This window comes from Kitasatospora sp. MAP5-34, from assembly GCF_029894335.1.
Lineage (GTDB): Bacteria > Actinomycetota > Actinomycetes > Streptomycetales > Streptomycetaceae > Kitasatospora.
The window spans coordinates 71576-97149 of record NZ_JARXZC010000004.1 but is presented as its reverse complement, the minus strand read 5'-3'; the positions used below and the strand labels follow the sequence as shown (position 1 = coordinate 97149).

Here is a 25574-nt window from a genome sequence, read left to right as displayed (position 1 = left end):
CCGACGGCTGCTACTCCCCCACACCTGTTCGGTCCGACATCACGAAGGTAGAGCGAGAGACCGACAACTCCTCGCTCACGTGCCTGGTTGCCACCTGAACGAGTGAATCAGCGTGACCTACCACCCCTCGCGGCGTTCGGCCCGCCCGCTCCGCGCGCCGAGGCCGACTACGCCTAAGACCGACCGGCCGTTGGGGGCGGCGCCCCAGCAGCTCCCGGGCCGCCCGGGCCACCTGGGCCGGGTGCTCCATCATCGCCACGTGCCCGGAGTCCGGCAGGACCAGCAGCCGGGCGTCCGCGAAGGCGGCGCAGGCCCGGCGGGCGGAGCGGTACGAGACCAGCTTGTCCTTGAGCCCGTACACCAGCAGGACCGGCGCCCCGACCTGCTCGGCCTGCCGCCAGAGCGACTGCTCCCCGCGCTCGGTGTAGGCGGAGACGATCCCCCGCGCGCTGCCGACCAGGGCCTGCAGCGCGTACGGCAGCGCCGCGCGGCGCCGGTACTCGGCCACCGCGCGCTCGCGCCGCTCGGCCGGTACACCCGGTGCGTCGCCGTAGACCAGCCGCAGCAGGCTCTCGGTGGCCTCCTCGGCGCTCCGGCCGTTGGCCGGGACGCGCTGGAGCAGGGCGGGCACGCCGGGCACCGCGAGCAGACCGGTGGGCCAGGCGGTGCGCTGCGGGGGCAGCTCGGGGAGGGCGGGCGAGATCAGCGTGAGGCTGCGGACCAGGTCCGGGCGGACGGCCGCGAGACGGACGGCCACCGCGCCGCCGAGGGAGTTGCCGAACAGGTGCACCGGGCCGCGTCCGGACTGCTCCAGGTACCCGATCACCGCCCTGACGTGCCCGGACACCGAGAGGTCACCGTCCTGCGGCGGCGCCGACCAGCCGAACCCGGGCAGGTCCACGGCCTCGCCCGCCACCACGTCGGAGAGTTCGGTCATCAGCTCGGTCCAGTTGTCGCCCGAGCCGCCGAGACCGTGCACGAAGAGGGCCGGCGGCAGCCCCTCCGTACCGGCGGGCGGGCCGGTGACCGCGAGGACGGCTCCGGGGACGGCGACGGTACGGAAGGCCACGGTACGGAGAGGCTCGGCCGGGGCCGCCACCTGCTGCTCAGCGCTCATGGAGGACGATGGTAGTGAGGCCCGCGCACGGTTCCCCGACCCCGGTGTCATCTCACGCTCTGGACAGCACAGGTCAGCCCCGTATTGTGGGCTTCCGACAAGGGCTTGCCGTGCTTTTCTCGCCTCCGACCGGCGCAGATCCAGTTACCCAAAAGTAGAATCGGCCACCTTGCCAGCTATGCACGGCACACCGTCCAAACCGTGGGCGGGCCTGCCGCAGACCGTGAAGTGAGGAGCGCCCGTGACGGCCATCCAGGAGGCGCAGGAGCGCCCACGCGGTGCCCGCCTGCCGCGAAGCGCCCGCCGCGAACAGCTGCTCGGCGCTGCTCAGGAGGTGTTCGTCGCCCAGGGTTACCACGCTGCGGCCATGGACGACATCGCCGACCGGGCCGGTGTCAGCAAGCCGGTGCTGTACCAGCACTTCCCCGGAAAGCTGGAGCTCTACCTGGCCCTGCTCGACAAGCACTGCGAGGCGCTGGTCGACGCGACCCGCAACGCGCTCTCCGCGACCACCGACAACAAGATGCGCGTCGCCGCGACCATGGAGGCGTACTTCAACTACGTCTCCAGCGAGTCCGGCGCGTTCCGGCTGGTCTTCGAGTCCGACCTGACCAACGAGCCGGCCGTCCGCGAGCGGGTCGAGCGGGCCTCGGACGCCAGCGCGACACTGGTCAGCAAGGTCATCGCCGAGGACACCGACCTCCCGGAGCACGAGTCCAAGCTGCTCGCCGCCGGCGTCTGCGGTCTGGCCCAGATCACCGCCCGCTACTGGCTCTCACAGGGCCTGGAGATCCCGCGCGACGAGGCTGTGCGACTGGTCGCCAGCCTGGCCTGGCGCGGCCTCAAGGGCTTCCCCATGCACCCGACCGACCCGGCCGCCGACCAGGGCGGAGAGCAGGTCGCCGACCACTCGGACGGCTCCAGCGCCGAATAGGTGATCACCTGACCTTCCTCGCACGGCGACCCCGGTGCTCTATGGTGAAGCCGTACGACGCGGTCGCCGCGAACACCGGTTCGGGGCTGCCGCGCATGGATGTCTGCAACCCCGGAGGGACGGAAGCCGTGGAGGTCAAGATCGGCGTGGCGCACGCGCCCCGAGAGATCGTTCTCGAAAGCGCGCAGACTGCCGAAGAGGTCGAGAGCGCGGTCGCCAAGGCGCTGGAGGGCACCTCGAAGCTCTTCACGCTGACCGACGAGCACGGCCGCCGCGTGATCGTCCCGGCCGAGCGCCTGGCGTACGTGGAGATCGGCGAGCAGACCGTGCGCAAGGTTGGTTTCGGCAACCTCTGAGACGCCTGCCAATAGAACGGCTGGGCCCCGCTCCTCGGGTGAGGAGCGGGGCCCAGCCGTTTCGGCAGTCAGGGGTGCGGGGTATGGCCGAGGTACGACCGGACCCAGCCGGCCCGGACAGCGCCTGGAGGCAGCCCGTGCTCATCGAGTCGATCGGCTTCGCGTTCATCGGACTGGCCGTCGGAGCCGGCGCCCTGCTCCTGCTGCCCGAGTACTTCCCGGGCGCCCGGGGGCTGACCGTCGCGACCGCGCTGGTCGCCGCCATGCTCGGCGGGCTGATCGCCCACTACGCGCTCGGGGGACGGCTGCCGGGGGTCTCGCTGGCGGTCTCGGCGATCGGCTCGGTCCTGCTGGTCTCGGTCCTGGCCAGGCCCGACCGGGCGTCCCAGCACCCTCGCGGGCGGCACCGCCACGCGTGAGGCGTCCCGCCGGGGGCGCGGGACTTACGCGGAGTGGAGAGTGCGGCGCCGTCACTTCCGGTTTCGCGCACGCGGTTCATTCAGCAGAGCCCGCGCCCCTGGGGTGCCCGTTATGAGGCCAGGCCGAGGACGGCCATCCGCTTGGTGTGGGCCTCGGTGATCCGGTTGAACATCTTGCCGACCTCGACCAGGTCGAAGCCCTGCACGGCCCCGCCGACCAGCAGGTTGGAGAGTGCGTCGCGCTCGGCGACCACCCGCTGCGCCTGGCTGAGCGCCTCGCCCATCAGCCGTCGGCCCCAGAGGGCCAGCCGGCCGCCGACCTTCGGGTTCTCCTCGATCGCCTGCCGCACCCGGTCCACCGCGAACTGCGCGTGCCCGGTGTCGGACATCACCCTCAGCACCAGGTCCCGGGTGTCGTCGTCCAGCCGGACGGCCACCTCGCGGTAGAAGTCGGTCGCGATCGCGTCGCCGACGTACGCCTTGACCAGGCCCTCCAGCCAGTCCGAGGGCGCGGTCATCCGGTGGAAGGACTCCAGCGGCTCGACGAACGGGGTCATCACCTCGGTCGGGTCGGCGCCGACCTCGACCAGGCGGTCGTGCAGCAGCTGGTAGTGCTGGAACTCGGCGGACGCCATCCGGGCGAGGGCGGCCTTGTCCGGCAGCCCGGGCGCCAGCTTGGCGTCCTCCGCAAGCCGCTCGAAGGCGCTCAGCTCGCCGTACGCGAGGGCTCCGAGCAGGTCCAGCACGGCTGCCCGGTAGCCGGGGTCGGCCGCGCAGCTCGTCCAGTCACCGATCGAGGTCCCGTCTGCGTGAGTGTCCATGGCTCGCCACCCTAGTCCCTGCTACCGGCAGGTCAGGCACCCGAGCACCGCGCACCCTCCGGGGCCCCGACTGGCGAGCCTCCTGGCCGGGCCGTGCGGAAACCGGTAAGACGCGTCACGTGTTCGAGTCGACGCCTGACTGTATGGTGGTAGTGAGGCCCGATGTACCCAGGCGGCACGAACGTGCGCCGTACGGACACCGGGCGCTCACGTACGCGGATGCCCGGTCGGAGACCCGATCGGCTCCGACCTCGGCTTGGACTTCAAGCCTTGGCACCGCATCAGTGGCCGAGCGAGGGCCGCCGCGGACCGCGACCCTCAGGGCGAAGGTCCCGCGCATGGCCCCGCAGGGAATCCTCCCCCACGCCGCCGCACGACGCGCCCGTCACCGGGCCGCTCATGACGGCAGGCCGCAGGGGCCGGCGCGGTTGTGCGTCCCCGTAGCTGCCGCAGGGCCCGGACAGGCCCTACGCAGCCACGTGGCTGCCCGCCGCGCTTCTCGCTCTCGGTCCCACCACATGGAAGAGGCAGCACCCTGTCCACCACCGCTGAACCCACCAAGACCACTTTCCGGGAACTGGGGATCCTGTCGGAGACCGCCGAGGCCCTGGAGGCCGTCGGCATCATCCACCCCTTCCCGATCCAGGAGATGACCCTGCCGGTCGCGCTGACCGGCCACGATGTCATCGGCCAGGCCAAGACCGGCACCGGCAAGACCCTCGGCTTCGGCCTCCCGCTGATCGAGCGCGTGATCGTCCGCGCCGACGTCGACGCGGGCCGCGCCACCGAGGAGCAGCTCACCGAGAGCCCGCAGGCCCTGATCGTCGTCCCGACCCGTGAGCTGTGCACCCAGGTCACCAACGACCTGCAGACGGCCGGCAAGGTCCGCAACGTACGTGTCCTCGCGATCTACGGCGGCCGGGCGTACGAGCCGCAGGTCGAGGCGCTCAAGAAGGGCGTCGACATCATCGTCGGCACCCCGGGACGCCTGCTCGACCTGGCCGGACAGCGCAAGCTCGACCTCTCGAAGGTCCGCGCGCTGGTGCTCGACGAGGCCGACGAGATGCTCGACCTGGGCTTCCTGCCCGATGTCGAGAAGATCATCACCATGCTGCCCGCGAAGCGGCAGACCATGCTGTTCTCGGCCACCATGCCGGGCCAGGTCATCAGCCTCGCCCGCCGCTACATGAGCCAGCCGACCCACATCCGGGCCGCCGCGCCGGACGACACCGGCCACACCGTGGCCAACACCACCCAGCACGTCTTCCGCGCGCACTCGCTCGACAAGGTCGAGATGGTCTCGCGCATCCTGCAGTCCGAGGGTCGCGGCCTGGCCATGGTCTTCTGCCGGACCAAGCGGACCGCCGCCAACGTCGCCGACGAGCTGACCACGCGCGGCTTCGCGGCCGGCGCCGTCCACGGCGACCTCGGCCAGGGCGCCCGCGAGCAGGCCCTGCGGGCCTTCCGGGCCGGCAAGGTCGACGTGCTGGTCTGCACCGACGTCGCCGCTCGTGGCATCGACGTCGAGGGCGTCACGCACGTCATGAACTACCAGTGCCCCGAGGACGAGAAGACCTACCTCCACCGGATCGGCCGCACCGGCCGCGCCGGGGCGTCCGGCACCGCCGTGACACTGGTCGACTGGGACGACATCCCGCGCTGGCAGCTGATCAACAAGGCGCTGGACCTCAAGTTCCCGGACCCGGAGGAGACCTACTCGACCTCCCCGCACCTCTACGAGCTGCTGAAGATCGCCCCGGGCACCACCGGCGTGCTGCCGCGCGCCGAGCGGACCCGGGCGGGTCTGGGCGCCGAGGCCGTCGAGGACCTGGGCGAGACCGGCGGGCGCGGTTCGCGCTCGGCGGGCCGTCCGGCCCGTGGCGGTCGCGGCGGCTCCGGCTCCAGCCCCGCTGTCGCCGAGCAGCCGGCCGAGCGCCCCGCGCGCCAGCCGCGTGAGCGCCGGCGCACCCGTGGTGGCGGGGGCTCCGCAGAGGGCACGGCCGCCGTCGTGGAGACGGCTACCGCTGTCGCCGCTGTCGCCGCACCGGTCGAGGCTCAGGTCGAGGCTCCGGCCGCGCCGGCCGACGGTGAGGCGCCGCGTCGCCGCCGCCGCCGTCCGCGCAACGCGGCTGCGGTCGAGGCCGTGGAGACCGTGGCCGCCCCGGTGATCGCCGAGGCAGCGCCGGTCGTCAAGGCGGCTCCGGTCGCCGAGCCCGTACCGGTCGTCGAGGCGGCGCCGGTCGTTGAGGCAGCGCCGGTCGCGGAGGTCGTCGCCGAGGCCGCCGAGGTCAAGGTGCCGAGGAAGCGCGCGTCCCGGGCCAAGGCCGCCAAGGCCCCGGTTGCCGAGGTCGTCGCCGAGGCCGCTGCGGTTACCGACGCGCCTGCGGTGGCCGAGGTCGCCGAGGTCAAGGCCGCGCCGAAGAAGCGCGCGTCCCGGGCCAAGGCCGCTCCCAAGGCCGTAGCGGTGGAGACCACCGAGACCGCCGAGGCCGTCGAGGCCCCGGCGGAGGACGCCCCGGCAGCCCCGCGCCGCCGTACCCGTGCCCGTAAGACCGCCGCAGCCGAGGTCACGCCGGAGAGCTGAGCGGTCCAGCGTGGACGGGCGGGCCGGATCACCACGATCCGGTCCGCCCGTCCGCTGTTTCCCGGCCTCGTCCATCCGTTCGCTTCAGCCCGCAGGAGTACGTACCGATGAGCACCCCGCCGTTCCTCGCCCTCCCCGCCTGCGCCGAGGCGCTGCGCCTGACGACCGCGCGCGGTGAGTTCGCCGCGCTGCTGGCCGTACCGGACGGGCCGCCGCGCGGGACGGCGCTGCTCGTCCCTGGGTTCACCGGCAGCAAGGAGGACTTCATCGCCCTCCTGGAGCCGCTCGCGGCGGCCGGGTACCGGGTGCTTGCCGTCGACCAGCGCGGGCAGTACGAGACGGGCGGCCCGGCCGATCCGGCCGCGTACGCGATCGAGCAGCTCGCCGACGACGTGCTGGCGCTCTCCGCCGAGCTGTCCGGCGGCGGGCCGCTGCACCTGCTCGGGCACTCGTTCGGCGGCCAGGTGGTCCGGGAGGCCGTGCTGCGGGCGGGGCGGGAGCTGCCCTGGCAGTCGCTGACGCTGCTCTCGACCGGGCCGGCGTCGATCGACCCGAACGAGGCCGGCCGGACGAAACTGCTGATCGACGCGCTGCGGACGATGGACCTGGAGTCCATCTGGCAGCTGCTGCGCCGAATGGAGAAGGACAGCGGCGGCCCTGCCGTCCCGCTGCGCCCCGAGATCGCCGACTTCCTGCACCGCCGCTGGGTGGCCAACGTCCCCGAGGCCCTGGTCACCACCGGCGGGCACCTGGTCGCGGCCCCCGACCGGGTCGCGGAGCTGGCCGCCGTGGCGCTGCCGAAGCTGGTGCTCTCGGGTGTTCAGGACTACGCCTGGCCGGTCGGCGAGCAGTCCGCGATGGCGGAGCGGCTGGGCGCCCGACGCGTGCTGATCGACGACGCGGGCCACTCCCCCAACGCCGAGCAGCCCGCCGCCACGGCCGCCGCGCTCGTGGACTTCTGGACCTGATCCGGCTTCCGAACACTGCGCCGCGCTGCGTCGCGCTGTGCCCGAGGTCACTCGCGACTGACATAACACAGGACAGAAGTCTTTAGTTCGGGTAATATTTGACTCTGTCCGGGAATCATTTCGCCCAGGCGCCCGGTTGACCCTGAAGGTGCCGGGCAGCCGAAACCGGGACTTCACCGGCGGGCAATCGCCCGGTAGCAGGACCGGGGCACTGTGATCCCCGGGACGCCGTACGCAGCACCACCCCGCACGACCGACCGAACCGAACCGAACGAGCCTCGGCCACTGACCGCCGAGGCCAGGAAAGGAGAGGCCATGCGCTTCGAGATCCTCCGACTGGACGACGTCCAGGGCATCGCCACCGACACTCTGATCGCCGACGCCGCAACCGTCAGCAAGCTCGTGGAGGCCGCCGCCCGCACCGGCGAGCGCCTCTACATCCGACCGTGCAAGGCGGTCTGACCCGGAGCGGACCGGCTACCACCGCGTTCGAGGCTCCAGCACCGCACTGACGCCCCGTCATCCTCCGGCCGATCGTACGATCAGCCGATGGGTCGATGACGGGGCGTCAGTGTGTCCGGCCCGCCTGCCTGCCCGTACACCACCCGTACGTCCGCCCCGGCCTCCCGTGCGCTCGGCCGGCGGGCCGGGGTCGTTGCGCCGTCCGGCCCATGGCACGTTTGCCGGTGAGCCGCACGGGACATCCCCTAGCAGGACTTCCGCCGAATTCCGGGCCATCCGGGGCAGGTGACGCGCCACCGCTTCGTGCGGGTGATCGTCCTTGACGCGGCGGGCCGGAGGGAGGACCGTTGTCGGCTATGAGGGGCGAGCCAAGCTGCCCGAGGTGTGCCGGTCGGGTCCGGGCGCCCGGTCTCTTCTCCGACACCTGGCAGTGTGACCAGCACGGCGCCGTGCACCCGATGCAACCGGTGCTGCCGCCGAGCGTCGAGGCCCTGGGCGTCGCGGTCGCCCGCTCCCAGGTGCCGGTCTGGCTGCCCTGGCCGCTGCCGGTCGGCTGGCTGTTCACCGGCATCGCGCACGCGGGGGACGACGTCTCCGGTGCCCGCGCCACGGCGGTCGCCTGCTCCGGGCCGGCTCCGTTGGGCGGCTTCGGCGAGTTGGTCCTGGTCGCCGAGGAGCTGGGCGTCGGCCTGGGCGCCCGGTACGCGGGCCTGCCCGGCCCGGACCCGGGCGAGTCCGTCTCGCTCTACAAGCCCGCCGACGCCAAACTGCTGGCCGCCGGGCGTCCGACCCCGATGTTCCACGTGCCGGACGCGCCCTCCGACCGCGCGGTCTTCGTGGGCGAGGCACGCGGGCTCTGGCTCTGGGCGATCGTCTGGCCCGAGACCTCCGCGCTGATGATGTACGACGAGCTGGTCCTCACCGACCTGCGGGACGCCGGCGCCGAGCTCGAACTGCTGCCCTGCGGAGCCCTCTCCCCACGGTTGCTGGGCTGACTATCCTGGGCTGACCGCCTTCGCGCCCCAGCCCCAGGAGCCCTGACACCGTGCGCATCGATCTGCACGCCCACAGCAACGCCTCCGACGGCACGGACACCCCCACCGAGCTGGTCGCCGCCGCCGTAACCGCCGGGCTGGACGTGGTCGCCCTGACCGACCACGACACGGTGTCCGGCCACGCCGAGGCGGCCGAGGCGGTACGGGCCCTGCCGTCCGGCAGCCGGCTCACCCTGGTGCCCGGAGCGGAGCTGTCCTGCCAGGTCGAGGGCATCAGCATGCACCTGCTGGCGTACCTCTTCGATCCCGCCGAGCCCGCCTTCGCCGAGGAGCGCGAACTCGTCCGCACCGACCGGTTCCGGCGCGGCCGGGCGGTCGTCGAGCGCTGCCGCGAGCTGGGCGCCCCGATCAGCTGGGAGCAGGTGCGGCGGATTGCCGGGACGGGTTCGGTGGGCCGTCCGCACATCGCCAGCGCGCTGGTCGAGGCGGGCGTCGTCGCCACCGTCTCGGACGCCTTCACCATTGACTGGCTCGCCAACGGCGGCCGGGCCGACGTCCGCAAGCACGAGACCGACCCGGTGACGGCCGTGAAGCTCGTCCGGGCGGCCGGCGGCGTACCGGTCTTCGCCCACCCGGGCGCCGTCAAGCGCGGCCGGACGGTCTCCGAGCAGGTCATCGCCGACCTGGCGGCGGCCGGTCTGGCGGCGCTGGAGGTGGACCACATCGACCACGACGAGGAGACCCGCGCCCACCTGACGGGCCTGGCCGCCGACCTGGGCCTGCTCATCACCGGCTCCAGCGACTACCACGGCAGCCGCAAGACGGTCCGGCTCGGCGAACACACCACCGACCCGGCCGTGTACGAGGCGCTGCTCGCCCAGGCGACGGGGGCAGCGCCGATCAGCGGCTGAGCGCCCGGATGCGAGCGGGCGCGGGCGCGGTCAGTCGAGCGGGACGCCGCGTCGCTGCGGGTCGCGCAGGTCGGTGCCGTGGCGCAGCCAGCGCTCCTCCAGAGCGGCCGCGCCCTGCACGCGCTTGTGCGCGGCCTCGTTCGGCGTCATCGGCAGCAGCGGGAGGAAACGCACCGGGTCGGCCGGGTCGGCGAGCTCCAGATCCGGGACCAGACCGCCCGGCTCGGCCGCCAGCACAGAGGTGAACGGCGCGCCCTCCCAGAGCGGTGCGCCCAGGTCGAGCGAGCCGCCGGGGGCCAGCACCAGGCCCTCCACCTGCGGCGTCGCGGCGAAGGTGGCCAGCGTGCGGAGTACGTCGTCGCGCCCCCCGCGGACGGTGAGCACCAGCTCGACGCGCGGTCCGCGCACCGGGTCGGCGACCATCGAGGTCGGGTCCGCCATCGGGGCGGCGGACATGCCCAGGGTGGCGTACCGCACCAGATCCTCGGCGTCGGGCCCGAAGCGCAGTACCTCGATCCGGTCGGCGCCCAGGAAGGTGACCCCCGCCCGCCCGCTCGGTTCACCGAAGGTGGTCAGCAGCCGGGCCTCGACCGCAGCCAGTACGGCCTCGCGGGAGAGCTCGGCGGAGCCGGACGACGAAGCGTCCGAGGGGTCACCGAAGAGCGGGAAGTCGTGCGCCATGGCCCTGACCCTACCTCCGTGGTGGGTACGGCTAGCGGCTGCGGCCGCCCCGCGCGACCAGGACCAGGCCGAGCAGGATCAGGCCGACCGCCGGGTACGCGGCCACCGGCGGCAGCTGGCCGAGCCAGACCGCCGCGATCAGCGCCGCACCCGGGGTCTCCAGCAGGATCGCCGTCGAGGTGATCGAGGGGCCCAGCGTGCGGATCACGCGGTTGCTCAGCGAGTGGCCGAGCAGCTGGGCCGCGACCATCAGCAGCGCGATCTGCCACCACACCCCGGCCGACCAACCGGCGAGCGAGGTGCCGGTCGCCAGGCAGATGCCGAGCAGGACCACCGCCGTGGTGGTGTAGCAGACCAGCGTGTAGGCGGTGGTGCTGACGGTCCTCCGGACCTCCGACCCGAGCAGCATGTACCCGGCCGCCGCCAGCCCCGCGCCGAGCGCCAGCCCGTCCCCGAGCAGCGCCCTGGACGACAGCGACAGGTCGACCCCGGTCAGGACCAGCACCCCCGAGAAGGCCACGCACATGCCGATCCAGACCAGCCGGGGCGCCCGCCTGCCGAACAGGCGCATCAGCAGGATCGTCCAGAGCGGCGTGGTGGTCACCAGGGCCGTCGCCGAGGCCACCGAGGTCATCCGCAGGCTCGGCATCCAGAGCGCGAAATGCACGGCGAGCAGCGCGCCCGCCGCCATCGCCAGCAGCAGCGCCCGCCGTCCGATGCCACGCAGCTCGGCGCGGTGTCTGAGCAGCGCGTACGGGCCGAGCACGCCGACCGACATGACGTTGCGCCAGAGCGCGATGGCGAGCGCGGGCGCCGCCGTGGCACTGATCAGCGGGGCCGAGAGCGAGATACCCGCGACGGAGACCGCGAGCAGGACGAGATCGAACCTGGGCAGTGCGGGCGAGGCGGGTGGAGCGGGCTCGGCCACGGCCCGGGACGGGGCTTCCGTGTCGGGCCGGGCGACGGTGGGCACAGCACTTCTCCGGGGACTTCGCGGTGACGGGGGCGCTACAACGGTAAGGCCTGTACCCGGGTCACACGACTGTCGTCCTGAGCGGTGAGACGGCGGTGGGACAGCGGTGCGACCAGCGGTCCGACAGCGACCGGCCAGGTGGGAGACCACCCGGGCGCGGCCGGGGTCCGACGCCGTACGCTGGTGCGCCATGGAGCCTACGACGACCGACGCCGCTCACTTCCTCGACCGGGCGCTCCTGGAGGAGGCCGCGAAGAAGTCCGGCCTGCTCTGGGTACGGGCCGACGGCGAGCAGCAGAGCCGGGCCCTCTGGCACGCCTGGCAGGACGGTGCGGTGGTGGTGGTCGGCGACGGTGCCGAGCAGCCGCTGCACGGCCTCACGGCGGGCTCCACCGCCGCCGTGACGGTACGCAGCAAGGACAAGTGGGGACGGCTGACCGGCTGGACCGCCCGGGTCACCGAACTCGCCCCGCAGAGCGAGGCGTGGCTCGGCGCGGTCGAGGAGCTCAAGGGCAAACGGCTCAACGCCCCCGACACCGACACCATCGGCGACCGCTGGGCCCGCGAGTGCCGGGTGCTCCGACTGGAGCCGACCGGCCCGCTCACCGAGCACCCCGCCGCGATGCCGGACGGCTCGCACGCCGCCGTCCCGATGCCCTCCACCGCCACCACCCGCGAGCCCGTCCCGGCCGGGCTGCCGAAGCTGCTGCTCAGGCGCCGCAAGTAGGTCGACCCTGGGGCAACCCGACGCTTGACCCTCACACCGTGTCAGGCCCTCCACTGGGACACATCATGTTCACCATCGGAGACTTCGCCAAGCACGGCCGCGTGTCCGTCCGGATGCTGCGGCACTACGACGCCATCGGGCTGCTGCGCCCCGCCCGGGTCGACCCCGTCAGCGGGTACCGCTGCTACGAGGCCGCCCAACTGGCCCGGCTCAACCGGGTGATCGCCCTGAAGGATCTCGGCTTCACGCTGCAGCAGGTGCAGTCGATCCTGGACGAGAAGGTGGGCGCCGAGGAGCTGCGCGGGATGCTCAGGCTGCGGCGCGCGGAGCTGGAGGCGGTGGTGGCCGAGACGGCCACCCGGCTGACCAGGGTCGAGGCGAGGCTCCGTACGATCGAGAGTGAGGGACTCATGCCCAGCGACGATGTGGTGGTCAAGAGCATTCCGGCGGTCCGGGTGGCCGAACTGACCGGCACCGCAGCCGGTTTCGAGCCGGAGCACATCGGACCGGTGGTCGGGCCGCTGTTCGGGGAGCTGTGCCGCCGGGTGGCCGAGGCGGGCCTCACCCCGGCCGGCGCGAGCATCGCCTACTACACGGCGGCCGAGGACGGCGGCGAGGCGGTGACGGTGCATGCCGCCGTCCCGGTCGCCGCGACGCCGCAGGACGGCCACGACTTCGCGATCGTGGACCTGCCGGCCATCGAGAACGCCGCGACCATCGTGCACCGGGGTTCGATGGACGCCGTCCTGACGACCGCGCAGACCCTGGCCCGCTGGATCGACGCGACCGGCCACCGGTCCACCGGCTACGCCCGCGAGCTCTACCTGGAGGTGGCGGGCGATCCGGACACCTGGGTGACCGAACTGCAGGAGCCGATCACGACGCCCTGAGTACGCACGGTCCGGGTGCGTCCGCTCCGAGTACACACGGTCCGCGTACGCACGCTCCGCACCAGCGCCGGGGGCGCGCGACTTGCCGTACCGCGCCCCCGGGGCTTTGCGGGCTCTGCGGTTGCGGCCCGGGTAGCCTGGGCCGCAACGTCCGGAGAGAGGGAGTCCATGGCAGGGCCAGGCAGCCGGGTCTTCATCTCACATCTCTCCGCGATCGCCGTGTTCGATCCCAACGGCGACCAGGTCGGACGGGTGCGCGACGTCGTGGTCTCGCTGCGGATCGGCGGCCGTCCGCCGCGTGTGCTGGGCCTGGTGGTCGAGGTGGTCGGCCGACGGCGGATCTTCCTGCCGATGACCCGGGTGACCAGCCTGGAGTCCGGACAGGTCATCACCACCGGCGTGATCAACCTGCGGCGGTTCGAGCAGCGCACCTCCGAAACCCTGGTCCTCGCCGAGCTGCTGGACCGTACGGTCACCCGTACCAAGACCGGCGACGAGGTCACCGTGCTGGACGTCGCCATGGTGCAGACCCGGGTCCGCGAGTGGGAGATCAGCAAGGTCTTCGTCCAGGTCGGCAAGGCCGGTCGGCTGCGCAAGGCCAAGGCCGAGACGGTGATGCTGGACTGGTCGGCGGTGACGGGCTTCGCGCTGACCGAGGAGGGCCAGGGCGCGGCCAACCTGCTGGCCACCTTCGAGCAGCTGCGCCCGGCCGACCTCGCCAACGTGATGCACCACCTCTCCCCCAAACGCCGCGCCGAGGTCGCCGCCGCGCTGGACGACGACCGGCTCGCGGACGTCCTGGAGGAGCTGCCCGAGGACGACCAGATCGAGATCATCGGCAAGCTCAAGGAGGAGCGCGCGGCCGACGTCCTGGAGGCGATGGACCCGGACGACGCCGCCGACCTGCTGTCCGACCTCCCGGAGGCGGACGCGGAGCGGCTGCTGCTGCTGATGGAGCCCGAGGACGCCGCCTCGGTGCGCCGGCTGCTCTCCTACGAAGAGGACACCGCCGGTGGTCTGATGACCACCGAGCCGATCGTGCTGGAGCCGGACGCGACCGTGGCCGAGGCGCTGGCCCGGGTCCGGATCGCCGACAACAAGCCCGCGCTGGCCGCCCAGGTCTACGTCTGCCGCCCGCCGAACGAGACGCCGACCGGCAAGTACCTGGGCACCGTGCACTTCCAGCGGCTGCTGCGCGAGCCCCCGTACGTCCTGGTCGGCTCGATCGTCGACGACGACCTCGACCCGCTGCCGCCGGACACCCCGTTGCCACTGATCACCAGTTACCTGGCGACGTACAACCTGGTCGCGGCCCCGGTGGTGGACGAGGCGGACCACCTGCTCGGCGCGGTCACCGTCGACGACGTACTGGACCACCTGCTGCCGGACGACTGGCGCGAGTCGTCCCTGCACGGCGGCGACACCGAGGCCATGGATCACGGGCACGAGAGCGAGGAAGCCGGTGGACGCTGACCGGAAGGGGCGCCGGGACGAGAGCCCGCGCCAGCGACTCCAGGGCGAGCTGCGCGAACTGCGCCAGCTGCGCGAACTCCGGGTGCGCGAGGGCAACACACCGCGCGCCGACTCCGGCAGCACGGCCCGGACCAAGCTGGACCAGCCGCGCACCTCGCGCCCCGGGCTGATCACGCTGCCCTCGTACGACCCGGAGGCGTTCGCCAAGCTCTCCGAACGGATCGCGCGCTTCCTCGGCACCGGGCGGTTCATCGTCTGGATGACGGTGTTCATCGTCATCTGGGTGCTCTGGAACACCCTGCTCCCGGGCAGCTACCGGTTCGACAGCTACCCCTTCATCTTCCTGACCCTCGTCCTCTCGCTGCAGGCCTCCTACGCGGCGCCGCTGATCCTGCTGGCGCAGAACCGGCAGGACAACCGGGACCGCGTCAACATGGAGCAGGACCGGGCCCGCAGCGACCGCAACATCGCCGACACCGAGTACCTCACCCGGGAGGTCGCGGCCCTGCGGCAGGGCCTCGGCGAGGTGGCGACCAGGGACTTCATCCGGTCCGAACTGCAGGCGCTGCTCAAGGACCTGGACGGCCAGCGGGAGTCCGCCGACATGTTGTGACCGGCAGCACGCTACTGCCGGGTTAACCGCGATCCGACGCGCCGTACCATCAAGGCATGGCCAACGAGACAGAGGTTGCGGTCGGCGTCACGGAGGAGTCCGTACGCGAGGCGCTCGCGACCGTCAACGACCCCGAGATCAACCGACCGATCACCGAGATCGGGATGGTGAAATCGGTCGAGATCGGCGACGACGGCGTGGTCCGCGTCGGGGTGTACCTGACCGTCTCCGGCTGTCCGATGCGCGAGACGATCACCAACCGCGTCACCGAGGCGGTCTCCAAGGTCGCCGGTGTGACGGGCGTCGAGGTCGAGCTCGACGTGATGAGCGAGGAGCAGCGCAAGGAGCTCTCCAACCTGCTGCGCGGTGGCGCGCCCGAGCGGGAGATCCCGTTCGCCAAGCCCGGCACACTGACCCGGGTGTACGCGGTCGCCTCCGGCAAGGGCGGGGTCGGCAAGTCCTCGGTCACCGTCAACCTGGCCGCCGCGATGGCCGCCGACGGGCTGAAGGTCGCCGTCGTGGACGCCGACATCTACGGCCACAGCGTGCCGCGCATGCTGGGCGTCGAGGGGCGCCCGACCCAGGTGCAGGACATGATCATGCCGCCGTCCTCGCACGGCGTGAAGGTCATCTCGATCGGCATGTTCACCCCGGGCAACGCCCCCGTGGTGTGGCGCGGCCCGATGCTGCACCGCGCGCTGCAGCAGTTCCTGGCCGACGTCTACTGGGGCGACCTGGACGTCCTGCTGCTCGACCTCCCGCCGGGCACCGGCGACATCGCGATCTCGGTGGCCCAGCTGGTCCCTAACGCCGAGATCCTGATCGTCACCACCCCGCAGATGGCCGCCGCCGAGGTCGCCGAACGCGCGGGCACCATCGCGCTGCAGACCCACCAGAAGATCGTCGGCGTGATCGAGAACATGTCGGGCATGCCCTGCCCGCACTGCGACGAGATGATCGACGTCTTCGGCACCGGCGGCGGCCAGACCGTCGCCGACGCCCTCACCCGCTCGGTCGGCGCCACCGTCCCGGTCCTCGGCTCCATCCCCATCGACGTCCGCCTCCGCGAAGGCGGCGACGACGGCCGCCCGGTAGTCCTGACCGACCCCGACTCCCCGGCCGGCTCCGCCCTGCGCACCATCGCGGGCAAGCTCGGCGGCCGCCAGCGCGGGCTCTCGGGGATGTCGCTGGGGCTGACGCCGAAGAACAAGTTCTGATCGGGCAACGGGCTGGTCAGCGGATAGGCATTCGTCCGCCCGGCTGACCAGCCCGTTGGCCGTCATGCGCACCCGCCTCGGGACGGCGAATGCGACCGACTCGGCGGCGGCTCCGGCCCCGGAGACGACCTGCCATGACTCAACGTCAGCTGCCGGGAAGATCAGGAACGTTGCGGGCAGGCTGCCGTCAGGCCACCGAGTTCGAGGGTGGCTTGACCGGACTCCCGGAAGACCTCGGCCAGGCGTGCGCCGTCCGGGTTGCTCGGCGAGAACAGGCCGTGCCGGTCCGCTCGAACGATCAGCAGGTCGTGCCGGTCGATGACCTCCGAGATCCCACGGGTCTCGATCGTGTCCCACCAGGCGTCCAGGTTCCGCCCGAACCAGTCCGGCAGGCCGCAGGGGACGGCGACGGCGTCCCAGAAGTCCGCCGGCGACCGGATCTGCCGCCCTCTGAGATCGACCACCAACTCCGTATGCGTCACCCAGGCAGCCTATCGACCGGACGGCGCCTGCCGGAGTCTCGAAGACGGCCCTGCTTCGGAGGACCGCCTCAAGGCGGCCCAGTCGCCTACCCGGGCACCTGCTGAGGCGACGTCAGCGGCGGGTGTAGGCCGTGAGGTCGGGGACGGGGCTGAAGCCCGCTCCGTAGGCGCTGACGCCGCGTCCGTAGGCGCCGAGCAGGACGCCCGGGGCCTCGCCGGCCAGGACCCAGCCGTACTCGGACTCGCGGTAGCGGAAGGGCTGGGGGAGGCCGTTCACCGGGAGGGTCAGCGGGGACCAGCCGGGGCCGTCCAGGTCGTCGGCCAGGTCCCAGGCCAGGGTGGTCTGCTGGTCCAGCCAGTCCTGGCGCAGGGCGCGGTCCAGCTGGCCGGGCCAGGTCGCGGCGAGCAGGCCGGAGCCGGCCAGCCAGGCGGCGGAGGAGGCGGTGGTGGCCTCCAGTGTCCCGGTGTTGTCGGCGCTGCGGCGCACCTCGCGGCGGGCCATCGTGACCACCACCGCGAAGCGCCGGACGTCCCGTGCCTCGTACTGCTTGGCCGGCTCCTCGCCGTGCCCGAGGGTGCCGTAGTCCACGCTGCCGTGCTGGTGGCCCGCGCGGTTGTTCCCGGCACCGGCCTGCATCAGCCAGCGGCGGCCCGTCCAGGCGTCGTCCAGCCCGTACCAGGGGAAGTCCGCCGCCTGGTACGGCGCCAGCGGATCAGCCGGCGGCCCGGGCTGACTGCCGACCACGACCCCGGCCGGCTCCCCCGCCGTAGCCGTTACCGTCGCACGACTCGTTGCGTCCATCCCCGGGCCTCCTCAACACGCTGTTCCCTGCGGTAGCGGGCTCCATCGTGGCGCACGCCGGTGCTCCGGCCGGGCAGGTCGGCACCGAAACCTCGGTGACCTGTGGCACAGCGGAGCACTCCAGCACAATAGCCGCGCGCCTGGCACAGCCCCGCGCAGCAGCTCCGAACGGGCGGACGCGCCGGTGGTGGTGGGGAGGGGCAGGGGGGTAGGAGGTTCAGGTCGCGTCGGGGTCGAACGGGGGCCGCTCGCCGTCGCGCAGCGCCGCGCCGCCGGTGGCGGGCGGGGTGGTCCTGGTCAGACCGAAGGACGAGGACGGAGCCGGCTCGTCGTTCAGGACCGACCTGAAGTCCAGGCCGTCGCGGATCTCCTTGAAACCGAGTGGGTCCTCGTTGCCGCCGAGCAGCTGCTTACGGACGAAGGTCTTCGGGTGGAGATCCTGGAACTCGAAGTCCTGGAACTCCGGACCGAGCTCGCTGCGGATGTCCTCCTTGGCGCTGTCCGCGAAGGACCTGACCTTGCGGATGAAGCCCATCGTGTCCTGGATCAGCTTGGGGAGCTTGTCCGGCCCGAAGATCACCACGGCCATGATGGCCAGCGTCACGACCTCCAGAGGGGCTATGTCTGCAAACACGTAAGCTCCCAGCTCCTGATGACGAACCCGACGAGCTCGAAGGACAGCGGTCACTACAGCGTAGTGGCCACCGGCCGGTCTTCGAGCCCCGAGTCGATGAAGCCGGGGAAAAGACCAGCCGATGGCCTGCCGTCGGACGGGCCCGCCCGGAGAGGTCTCGCAGGGCCTGGGCTAGCGGAGCTGGCGCTTCGGCTCGGCCTGGTAGGCGTCCGCCCCGGCACCGTACGGCGCCGGGGGGACGGCGCCCGCGCCGTGCGCCCCCCGGACGGGGTACACGGGGAAGTCGACCGACAGCTCACCCGTCCCGGGGACGACCACCGCGCCGCCCTGGACCCGGACGGGGTTGACGGCCGTGCCGTGCTGCTCCTCGCCCGTCAGGGCGGAGATGCTGCCGACCCCGCCGAGCGTCACCGCGGCCACCGAGAAGGCGCCGGCCGCAGCGAAGACGAACCGCCGCGCACGGGGTGCGGCCGGACGGGCGGCAGGCGCCTGCAGCAGGGCCGCCAGCGGCCGCTGGACGCGCTGGCTCTGGTCCCGCAGAGTCGGCCGGCCCCGCTCGGCCTGGCCGCGCCCGTCGGCGCCCTGCGGCGCCCCGGCGCCCGAGCGCCGGCCACCGAAGAAGGAGCCGGGCTCGGCCCGGCCGGCCCGGGGGTCGACGCCGGGCAGCGGCGCCTGCGCACCGAGTGCGCCCGCGCCGAAGGAGGCACCCGCGCCCCGCCCGAACGAGCCGCCCGTCAGGCGGCTGCCGCCGATGGTGCCCGCCGCGCCGAGCGGGCCGGGAGTGGTGGCACCCGGGCCACCGCCGCCCTGCTCGTCGTCGGGCAGCGCGGCGACCGCCAGCAGCCGGGACATCAGCGTGGCGGAGGGGCCGGGGGTGCCGGTGTGCGTGAGCAGATGCTTGACCGCGCGGCCGTCGTCGGCCTCCGCGAGGCACTCCGGGCAGGTCGCCAGATGGGCCTGGACGCGCTCCCGCGAGTCGTGGCCCAGCTCGCCGTCCACGAAGGCGGAGAGCCGCTCGCCGAGGTGATGCTCCTCGGCGGGCTGCTCGGTGCCGCGTACCGAGACGGCACGCAGCGAGGTGGAAGGCTCGGCCGGGGCCGGGGCCTCGCCCCGGCGGCCCAGCTGGGCCCAGCCGGGGCCGCGCCGGGCCCGGCCCGGCGGTTCGTACCCGGCCGGGCCGGACGGGTTGACGCCACTCACGAGCGCCCCCGTTCACTCCCGCCGGAGGGGCCCGCCTCGGCGCCGACGGCCACCGGCTCCGAAGTCCCGCCACGCCGGACCCGGCCGGGGGCGGCACCGGGGGCCCGGTGCTTGAGAGCGGCTCGCAGGTGCGAGCGGCCACGGTGGATACGGCTGCGCACCGTCCCGAGCTTGACGCCCAGGGTGGCGGCGATCTCCTCGTACGAGAGGCCCTCGATGTCGCAGAGCACCACGGCGGCGCGGAACTCGGGCGCGAGGGTGTCCAGCGCCTGCTGGACGTCGGCGTCGAAGTGGGTGTCGCTGAAGTGCTGGGCCGGGCTCGGCTCGCGGCTGGGGAGGCGCTCGGCGGCGTCGTCGCCCAGGGCGTCGAAGCGGATCCGCTGGCGTCGGCGGACCATGTCGAGGAAGAGGTTGGTGGTGATCCGGTGCAGCCAGCCCTCGAAGGTGCCCGGGGTGTACGTGGAGAGGGAACGGAAGACCCGGACGAAGACCTCCTGGGTCAAGTCCTCGGCGTCGTGCTGGTTGCCCGTCAGGCGGTAGGCCAGGCGGTAGACGCGGGCGCTGTGCGCCTCGACGATCTCCTCCCAGCTGGGGGGCGTCCAGGTCTGCGCGTCGGGGCCCTCGGCGAAGGTCGCGAGCGGGGCGGGAGCCACGGCCACCGCGTCGTCGGCTGCGGTCGTCTTGTCCAGGGGGGTCTGCGCGGACTTGTTCATCACGGGCTTCGGCGTACGGACCGACGCAATGCCACGGAAGTGCCGCAGCACAGGGGCGTCGCCCTCGGCCACACCTCCTCGGTCGGCTCTTCTGCCCAGCAGGGCCACCACCATATCCACCTCACCCGTCAGATCTGGATAAAAGTGCTCAACCACCCTTGGCAGCGGCACCTCGGGGAGCCCACCGGGCATCGTGCGTGAGCCGATCACCCTCTCTCTCCTGGACCAACGGCCGGTCATCGAACGCGGTTCCCGGTCGGCCAGTAATCTGTGGCTGGAAATATCGACATCAGCCTTCGACAGCGGGCTTCGCCGGCAGCTCCAGCATCCGCTCCGACGGCAACGAGTCCGACAGCAGCTCCGACAGCAACTCCGACATCAGACTCCACGCGCTCCGGAAGAGGCAGCCATCACCGAGTTCGGGCCCGCGCATGCGGCACTCGCCGACACCTACGTCGGGGAGGACGCGGTGCTGACCTACGCCAGGGCGCAGTCCGCCAGAACCGGGATCCGGGCGATCGGACCGAGCGGCGGGGCCTGTCTACGGCTGCTGGCGGCGGCCGTGGACGCCAAGGCGGTGGCGGAGATCGGCACCGGTACGGGCGTGTCGGGCGTCTACCTGCTGCGCGGGATGCGGCCGGACGGGGTGCTGACCACCGTCGACTCCGAGCCGGTGCACCAGCAGTTCGCCCGCGAGGCGTACCACGCGGCGGGCTTCGCCTCGAACCGGGCGCGGTTCATCCCGGGGAAGGCGCTGGACGTGCTGCCCCGGCTCGCCGACGGCCAGTACGACCTGGTGTTCTGCGACGGCGACCCGGCGGAGTCCGGGTCCTACCTTGCAGAATCGTTGCGGCTGCTCCGCCCCGGCGGGATGGTCTGCTTCGAAGGCGTGTTCCAGGAGGGCCGGCTGGCCGAGCCGGAGCACCAGGACCCGCAGACCCACGCCGTCCGGGAGCTCGTCCGGGACGTCCGGGAGAGCGACGTGCTGCTGCCCGCCCTGCTGCCGGTGAGCGACGGGCTGCTCTGCGCCGTCAAGCGGTAGGCGGCAGGCGGCCAGGCGGCAGGTGGCCAGGCGGCAGCCAGGCCCCGCCCCGGGCGAGGCCCGCAGAGCGAGACAGAGCCCGGGTCCGGTGGAAACCGGGCCCGGGCTCTGTGTACGCAGCTCCAGGAGATCAGGGGAGCACCTGCTGTCTCAGCCGACAACCTTCTTCAGGGCATCGCCCAGCGCCTCGGCCTCATCGGGCGTGAGCTCCACTACGAGGCGCCCGCCGCCCTCGAGCGGAACTCGCATGATGATGCCCCGCCCCTCTTTGGTGACCTCGAGCGGGCCGTCACCCGTCCGCGGCTTCATGGCCGCCATGCTCGTTCCCCTTCCTGCAACCGCAAAGCTACGTACCGGCAAGTCCGTCCACCGCCGGTATCGAACGCATTGATCGGTAGCCATTATCCCGCATGCGGCGGCCCGATGACCAACGTCACTCTCTCCGCAAGCGTGACCACACCCGTCCGGATCGTCTCAATACGTGCCAGAAGCCCCGCCCGCACGGGACTTCGCGCCCCGGGGGGACGTGCCGTACCTCACACTCCCCACCCACTGCCGGGCTCGGGCATGCTGACTCCGTCGCACCTTACGTCCCACCTCCGACACGTCCCACCTTCCGACCGACTCGACGATCCCCGGGGAGCCCTCGCCCATGTCCGACTCCGTCCTGTACGAGCTCGACGGCGGCCTGGCCGTCATCACCATCAACCGGCCCGACGCGATGAACGCGCTGGACACCCCCACCAAGGTGGCCCTGCGCGACACCGTGACCGCCGCCGCCGAGGACCCGGCCGTACGGGCCGTGCTGCTCGCCGGGGCGGGCGGGAAGGCCTTCTGCGTGGGACAGGACCTCAAGGAGCACCTGGGCCTGCTGGAGCGGGCCCAGGAGACCGGGGAGGGGGCCCTGCGGACCGTCGCGGAGCACTACAACCCGCTGGTCCGCGCGCTCGCCGGGATGCGCAAGCCGACCGTCGCCGCCGTCGGCGGGGTCGCGGCGGGTGCGGGCGCGTCGCTCGCCTTCGCCTGCGACTTCCGGATCGTCGCCGACACGGCGGGGTTCAACACCTCCTTCGCCGGTGTCGCACTGACCGCCGACTCGGGCGCGTCGTGGACGCTCCCCCGGCTGGTCGGGCACGCCCGCGCGACCGAGCTGCTGATGCTGCCGCGCACCGTGAAGGCCCCCGAGGCACTCAGCCTGGGCCTGGCCACCCAGGTCGTCCCGGCTGCCGAACTGGCCGCGACCGCACGGGAGTTCGCCAAGCGGCTGGCCGACGGACCGACCGTCGCCTACGGCGCGATCAAGGAGTCGCTGGCGTACGGCGCCTCCCACTCGCTGAGCGAACTCCTGGACAAGGAGGACGAGTTGCAGACCCTCGCCGGGGCGAGCGAGGACCACCGGATCGCCGTCGCCGCCTTCGTCGCCAAGGAGCAGCCCCGCTACCTGGGCCGCTGACCCCGGGCATGACAGTCGGCCAGGTGGTCGTCCACCAGGCCGCAGGCCTGCATCAGCGCGTACGCGGTGGTCGGACCGACGAAGCGGAAGCCGTGCTTCTTCAGCTCCTTGGCCAACGCCGTCGACTCCGGCGTGACGGCCGGCACCTCGCTCAGCGCGCGGGGCGCCGGCCGGTCCGGGTCACCCGCGAAGCGCCAGATCAGCTCGTCCAGGCCGCCTTCGGGCAGCTCCAGCGCGGCCTGGGCGTTGGCGATCGTCGCGGCGATCTTGGCGCGGTTGCGGATGATGCCCTCGTCCAGCAGCAGCCGCTCGGCGTCCTCGGGCCCGAACTCGGCGACCTTCGCGATCTCGAAACCCGCGAAGGCCGCCCGGAAGCCCTCCCGTCTGCGCAGGATGGTGATCCAGGACAGCCCGGACTGGAACGCCTCCAGCGAGATCCGCTCGAACAGCGCCTGGTCACCGTGGACCGGACGCCCCCACTCGGTGTCGTGGTAGACGCGGTAGTCGTCGGACGAGTCGCCCCACCCGCACCGCCGCAGCCCGTCGGCGCCGAGCACGGTGCCGGTCACCTCCTCGGCGCTCACTGCCCGGACACCGAACGGTGGTCGTTCACGTCGGCGGCGCTCTGCTCGGCGTCCGCCTCCGCAGCGGCGCTCTGCTCGGCGGCGTCCTTCGTGACGTCGGCCTCCGCAGCGGCGTCCTTCGGGCCGGCGGCCGTCTCCGCAGCGTCCTTCACGGGCTCGCTGCTGACGATCCTGGCAAAGTCCTCCAGCCCCGGCAGCGGCTCCAGCCCGGGCTGCGGGTCGGTGCCGGCCTCGACCGCGTCGCGTACGGCTGCGGCGGCCTCCAGCTCCGCGATCCGCGAGTCCCGGTACGCCAGCTCGGCGCCGAGGCGGTCGAGGACGTCGTCCACCTCGTCCATCCGGTAACCCCTGAGGGCCATCGGGAGCCGGATCTCGTCCACGTCGTGCCTGCTCAACGGGCGGTCCTGCGGCAGCCGGGCCGCGATCCGGTCGTGTACGGCGTCCGGCAGCGTGCCGCCTCCGCCGAGCGCCACCAGCGCGGCGCCACCGACCACCACCGCCATCGCCGCCACGATGATCCAGAACACGAACTGTCCTCCCGAGGCTCCTGGTCGGCCCGGTCATGGGTGCCCGAACTGGAAAATGCGAGCATGGTCCCTGAGTAGCCGGGGCCCATCATCGCACCCGGGGAAGCTGTGGAGGAGAGACCGGTGGCACTGCGCCTGGGCCCACGTGAGTTCGGCGACGACGAGCTGGTGATCATGGCCATCGTCAACCGCACCCCCGACTCGTTCTTCGACCGGGGCGCGACCTTCACCGACGAGGCCGCGTTCGCCGCCGCCGACCGGGCGGTCGCCGCCGGGGCGGCGATCCTGGACATCGGCGGGGTCAAGGCCGGGCCGGGCGAGGAGGTCACCACCGAGGAGGAGCTGCGGCGTACCGTCCCGTTCGTGGCCGAGCTGCGCAAGCGCCACCCCGAGGCCGTGATCAGCGTGGACACCTGGCGGCACGAGGTCGGCGAGGCGGTCTGCGAGGTCGGCGCGGACCTGCTGAACGACGCCTGGGGCGGGGCGGACCCGAAGCTCGCCGAGGTCGCCGCCCGGTACGACGTCGGGCTGGTCTGCACCCACGCGGGCGGCGTCGAGCCGCGTACCCGTCCGCACCGGGTCGGGTACCCGGACGTGATGGCGGACATTCTGCGCGTCACCGTCGGCCTGGCGGAGCGCGCGGCCGCGCTGGGCGTCCGCCGGGACGCGCTGATCATCGATCCCGGGCACGACTTCGGCAAGAACACCCGCCACTCACTCGAGGCGACCCGCCGGCTGCCCGAGATGACGGCCACCGGCTTCCCGGTGCTGGTCTCGCTCTCCAACAAGGACTTCGTCGGCGAGACGCTCGACAAGCCGGTGGACGAACGCCTGCTCGGCACCCTGGCCACCACCGCCGTCTCGGCCTGGCTCGGCGCCCGGATCTACCGCGTGCACCAGGTCGCCGAGACCCGCGAGGTGCTGGACATGGTCGCCTCGATCCTGGGCACCCGGCCCCCGGCCGTGGCCCGCAGGGGTCTTGCCTGAGCGCGCGGGAACCCCGCCAGGGGTGCGAGGAACCGTGCGACCAGGGCACGACGTGAGTGCATGGTTGCGCACGCACGCAGTTGATCTGACAGTTCCCTGCGCCCCCTCAGGTTGCCCCTGCCTGCTCGGGCGCCTCAGATGTCCCCGTTGGGGCGGCGGCTCTCCTCCAGGATCTTGAGCACCTCGTCGATCTCGTCGGTGACGTGGAACAGCTCCAGGTCGGCCGGGGAGGCCTTGCCCTCGGCGACCAGGGTGTTGGTCAGCCAGTCGACCAGGCCGCCCCAGTAGGCGGTGCCGAAGAGGATCACCGGGAAGCGGGTGACCTTCTTGGTCTGGACGAGGGTGAGCGCCTCGAACAGCTCGTCGAGCGTGCCCAGGCCGCCGGGCAGCACCACGAAGCCCTGGGAGTACTTCACGAACATCGTCTTGCGGACGAAGAAGTAACGGAAGTTCAGCCCCAGGTCGACGAACTCGTTGAGCCCCTGCTCGAACGGCAGCTCGATGCCGAGCCCGACCGAGAGGCCGCCGGCGTCCGAGGCACCCCGGTTGGCGGCCTCCATCGCGCCGGGGCCGCCACCGGTGATCACCGCGTAGCCGGCCGTGGCGAGCGCCCGGCCGATCGCCACGCCGGCCGCGTAGTCGGCGGAGTCGACCGGCGTCCGGGCGGAGCCGAAGACGCTGATCGCGGTGGGGAGTTCGGCCAGCGCGCCGAAGCCCTCGACGAACTCCGAGGTGATCCGCCAGACCCGCCACGGGTCGGTGTGGAGCCAGTCGGTCGGGCCGGTGGTGTCCAGCAGCCGCTGGTCCGTGGTGCTGGTACCGACCTGGTCGCGGCGGAGCAGCACCGGGCCCTTCTGCTTCTCCGGCACGCTCTTCCGGCGCTCGGGCGCGTCGACCTGCTCCGGGCCGTGCCCGTAGTGGGCACGGTCGTTGTGCTTTTCGTCTCCAGTGCCTGTCATGACGAAACCCTACGCCTGCCGCCAAACGATTTCCGGCAGTAGGCGGGCAA

General features: G+C 72.6%; 29 protein-coding genes. 16 read left to right on the top strand and 13 right to left on the bottom strand.

All coding sequences use genetic code 11. The features are described from left to right. Positions 1-10: 10 nt before the first annotated feature. Positions 11-1117 carry an alpha/beta hydrolase gene (locus tag P3T29_RS05715; protein WP_280715176.1) on the bottom strand — a complete coding sequence of 369 codons (1107 nt, stop codon included), beginning with the start codon at positions 1115-1117 and terminating at the stop codon, positions 11-13. Between the two features lie 241 nt (positions 1118-1358). Here P3T29_RS05715 and P3T29_RS05710 point away from each other — a divergent pair, with 241 nt between their 5' ends. The 3 genes from P3T29_RS05710 to P3T29_RS05700 all read left to right on the top strand — a co-directional run bounded on the left by P3T29_RS05710 (position 1359) and on the right by P3T29_RS05700 (position 2826). Beyond that, positions 1359-2051, top strand: a complete 693-nt coding sequence (locus P3T29_RS05710; RefSeq protein WP_280715175.1) for a TetR/AcrR family transcriptional regulator — start codon at positions 1359-1361, stop codon at positions 2049-2051. Positions 2052-2179: 128 nt separating this feature from the next. Continuing rightward, the gene (locus P3T29_RS05705; protein WP_280715360.1) at positions 2180-2407 is read left to right on the top strand and encodes a DUF3107 domain-containing protein; all 228 of its coding nucleotides are present in this window, start codon (positions 2180-2182) and stop codon (positions 2405-2407) included. Positions 2408-2544: 137 nt separating this feature from the next. Next, complete coding sequence (locus P3T29_RS05700; protein ID WP_280715174.1) at positions 2545-2826, top strand: hypothetical protein; 282 nt, start codon at positions 2545-2547, stop codon at positions 2824-2826. A gap of 110 nt (positions 2827-2936) precedes the next feature. On the opposite strand, the gene P3T29_RS05695 is transcribed toward P3T29_RS05700, so the two are convergent. After that, positions 2937-3647: a ferritin-like fold-containing protein gene (locus tag P3T29_RS05695; RefSeq protein ID WP_280715173.1), complete on the bottom strand. Its 711-nt coding sequence runs from the start codon at positions 3645-3647 to the stop codon at positions 2937-2939. A gap of 649 nt (positions 3648-4296) precedes the next feature. Between P3T29_RS05695 and P3T29_RS05690 the strand changes: the two genes are divergently transcribed. From P3T29_RS05690 to P3T29_RS05670, 5 genes are all read left to right on the top strand, one after another. Continuing rightward, positions 4297-6231 carry a DEAD/DEAH box helicase gene (locus tag P3T29_RS05690; protein WP_280715172.1) on the top strand — a complete coding sequence of 645 codons (1935 nt, stop codon included), beginning with the start codon at positions 4297-4299 and terminating at the stop codon, positions 6229-6231. 107 nt (positions 6232-6338) lie between these two features. After that, positions 6339-7199, top strand: a complete 861-nt coding sequence (locus P3T29_RS05685; protein WP_280715171.1) for an alpha/beta fold hydrolase — start codon at positions 6339-6341, stop codon at positions 7197-7199. Positions 7200-7514: 315 nt separating this feature from the next. Next, complete coding sequence (locus tag P3T29_RS05680) at positions 7515-7661, top strand: hypothetical protein (protein WP_280715170.1); 147 nt, start codon at positions 7515-7517, stop codon at positions 7659-7661. Positions 7662-8017: 356 nt separating this feature from the next. Continuing rightward, entirely contained in the window at positions 8018-8656 is a 639-nt protein-coding gene (locus P3T29_RS05675) for a DUF6758 family protein (RefSeq protein ID WP_280715169.1), read from the top strand. A gap of 50 nt (positions 8657-8706) precedes the next feature. Beyond that, positions 8707-9567 carry a PHP domain-containing protein gene (locus tag P3T29_RS05670; protein ID WP_280715168.1) on the top strand — a complete coding sequence of 287 codons (861 nt, stop codon included), beginning with the start codon at positions 8707-8709 and terminating at the stop codon, positions 9565-9567. A gap of 30 nt (positions 9568-9597) precedes the next feature. Here the strand turns inward: P3T29_RS05670 and P3T29_RS05665 are convergent, their stop codons facing one another. Beyond that, a complete protein-coding gene (locus tag P3T29_RS05665) occupies positions 9598-10248 on the bottom strand; it encodes a suppressor of fused domain protein (RefSeq protein ID WP_280715167.1) in 651 nt (216 codons plus the stop codon). Between the two features lie 31 nt (positions 10249-10279). Further along, the gene (locus tag P3T29_RS05660; protein WP_280715359.1) at positions 10280-11176 is read right to left on the bottom strand and encodes a DMT family transporter; all 897 of its coding nucleotides are present in this window, start codon (positions 11174-11176) and stop codon (positions 10280-10282) included. 235 nt (positions 11177-11411) lie between these two features. Between P3T29_RS05660 and P3T29_RS05655 the strand changes: the two genes are divergently transcribed. The 5 genes from P3T29_RS05655 to P3T29_RS05635 all read left to right on the top strand — a co-directional run bounded on the left by P3T29_RS05655 (position 11412) and on the right by P3T29_RS05635 (position 16141). Continuing rightward, on the top strand, positions 11412-11948 hold the full coding sequence (locus P3T29_RS05655) for a hypothetical protein (RefSeq protein ID WP_280715165.1): 537 nt from the start codon (positions 11412-11414) through the stop codon (positions 11946-11948). 65 nt (positions 11949-12013) lie between these two features. Then, positions 12014-12838 carry a MerR family transcriptional regulator gene (locus P3T29_RS05650; protein ID WP_280715164.1) on the top strand — a complete coding sequence of 275 codons (825 nt, stop codon included), beginning with the start codon at positions 12014-12016 and terminating at the stop codon, positions 12836-12838. 168 nt (positions 12839-13006) lie between these two features. Then, complete coding sequence (locus P3T29_RS05645; RefSeq protein WP_280715163.1) at positions 13007-14311, top strand: CBS domain-containing protein; 1305 nt, start codon at positions 13007-13009, stop codon at positions 14309-14311. Positions 14312-14378: 67 nt separating this feature from the next. Next, entirely contained in the window at positions 14379-14924 is a 546-nt protein-coding gene (locus tag P3T29_RS05640) for a DUF1003 domain-containing protein (RefSeq protein WP_280715358.1), read from the top strand. A 56-nt stretch (positions 14925-14980) separates the two neighbouring features. Continuing rightward, on the top strand, positions 14981-16141 hold the full coding sequence (locus P3T29_RS05635; RefSeq protein WP_280715162.1) for an Mrp/NBP35 family ATP-binding protein: 1161 nt from the start codon (positions 14981-14983) through the stop codon (positions 16139-16141). Positions 16142-16302: 161 nt separating this feature from the next. Here the strand turns inward: P3T29_RS05635 and P3T29_RS05630 are convergent, their stop codons facing one another. The 5 genes from P3T29_RS05630 to sigE all read right to left on the bottom strand — a co-directional run bounded on the left by P3T29_RS05630 (position 16303) and on the right by sigE (position 20086). Further along, on the bottom strand, positions 16303-16623 hold the full coding sequence (locus tag P3T29_RS05630; RefSeq protein ID WP_280715161.1) for a barstar family protein: 321 nt from the start codon (positions 16621-16623) through the stop codon (positions 16303-16305). A 112-nt stretch (positions 16624-16735) separates the two neighbouring features. Next, positions 16736-17425, bottom strand: a complete 690-nt coding sequence (locus tag P3T29_RS05625; RefSeq protein WP_280715160.1) for a hypothetical protein — start codon at positions 17423-17425, stop codon at positions 16736-16738. 217 nt (positions 17426-17642) lie between these two features. Further along, complete coding sequence (locus P3T29_RS05620) at positions 17643-18059, bottom strand: sec-independent translocase (protein ID WP_280715159.1); 417 nt, start codon at positions 18057-18059, stop codon at positions 17643-17645. Between the two features lie 171 nt (positions 18060-18230). Continuing rightward, a complete protein-coding gene (locus P3T29_RS05615) occupies positions 18231-19259 on the bottom strand; it encodes an anti-sigma factor (RefSeq protein WP_280715158.1) in 1029 nt (342 codons plus the stop codon). Then, positions 19256-20086, bottom strand: coding sequence for an RNA polymerase sigma factor SigE (gene sigE / locus P3T29_RS05610; protein WP_280715357.1), 831 nt, complete (start codon positions 20084-20086; stop codon positions 19256-19258). The genes P3T29_RS05615 and sigE overlap by 4 nt, the downstream gene beginning before the upstream one ends. Before the next feature lie 355 nt (positions 20087-20441). On the opposite strand from sigE, the gene P3T29_RS05605 reads away from it, so the two are divergent. Then, positions 20442-21014, top strand: a complete 573-nt coding sequence (locus P3T29_RS05605; RefSeq protein WP_280715157.1) for an O-methyltransferase — start codon at positions 20442-20444, stop codon at positions 21012-21014. A gap of 150 nt (positions 21015-21164) precedes the next feature. Here P3T29_RS05605 and P3T29_RS05600 read toward each other — a convergent pair whose 3' ends face one another. Then, positions 21165-21332, bottom strand: coding sequence for a DUF3117 domain-containing protein (locus tag P3T29_RS05600; RefSeq protein WP_280715156.1), 168 nt, complete (start codon positions 21330-21332; stop codon positions 21165-21167). A gap of 334 nt (positions 21333-21666) precedes the next feature. On the opposite strand from P3T29_RS05600, the gene P3T29_RS05595 reads away from it, so the two are divergent. Beyond that, positions 21667-22467 (top strand): enoyl-CoA hydratase-related protein, encoded by an 801-nt coding sequence (locus P3T29_RS05595; protein ID WP_280715155.1) that lies wholly within the window; start codon positions 21667-21669, stop codon positions 22465-22467. On the opposite strand, the gene P3T29_RS05590 is transcribed toward P3T29_RS05595, so the two are convergent. Further along, the gene (locus P3T29_RS05590) at positions 22452-23051 is read right to left on the bottom strand and encodes a DNA-3-methyladenine glycosylase I (RefSeq protein WP_280715154.1); all 600 of its coding nucleotides are present in this window, start codon (positions 23049-23051) and stop codon (positions 22452-22454) included. The genes P3T29_RS05595 and P3T29_RS05590 overlap by 16 nt on opposite strands. Further along, complete coding sequence (locus P3T29_RS05585) at positions 23048-23578, bottom strand: DivIVA domain-containing protein (protein ID WP_280715153.1); 531 nt, start codon at positions 23576-23578, stop codon at positions 23048-23050. The genes P3T29_RS05590 and P3T29_RS05585 overlap by 4 nt, the downstream gene beginning before the upstream one ends. Positions 23579-23752: 174 nt before the next feature. On the opposite strand from P3T29_RS05585, the gene folP reads away from it, so the two are divergent. Continuing rightward, positions 23753-24565, top strand: coding sequence for a dihydropteroate synthase (folP, locus tag P3T29_RS05580; RefSeq protein WP_280715356.1), 813 nt, complete (start codon positions 23753-23755; stop codon positions 24563-24565). A 134-nt stretch (positions 24566-24699) separates the two neighbouring features. Here folP and P3T29_RS05575 read toward each other — a convergent pair whose 3' ends face one another. Next, positions 24700-25524 carry a TIGR00730 family Rossman fold protein gene (locus P3T29_RS05575; protein ID WP_280715152.1) on the bottom strand — a complete coding sequence of 275 codons (825 nt, stop codon included), beginning with the start codon at positions 25522-25524 and terminating at the stop codon, positions 24700-24702. Between the last annotated feature and the right edge of the window lie 50 nt (positions 25525-25574).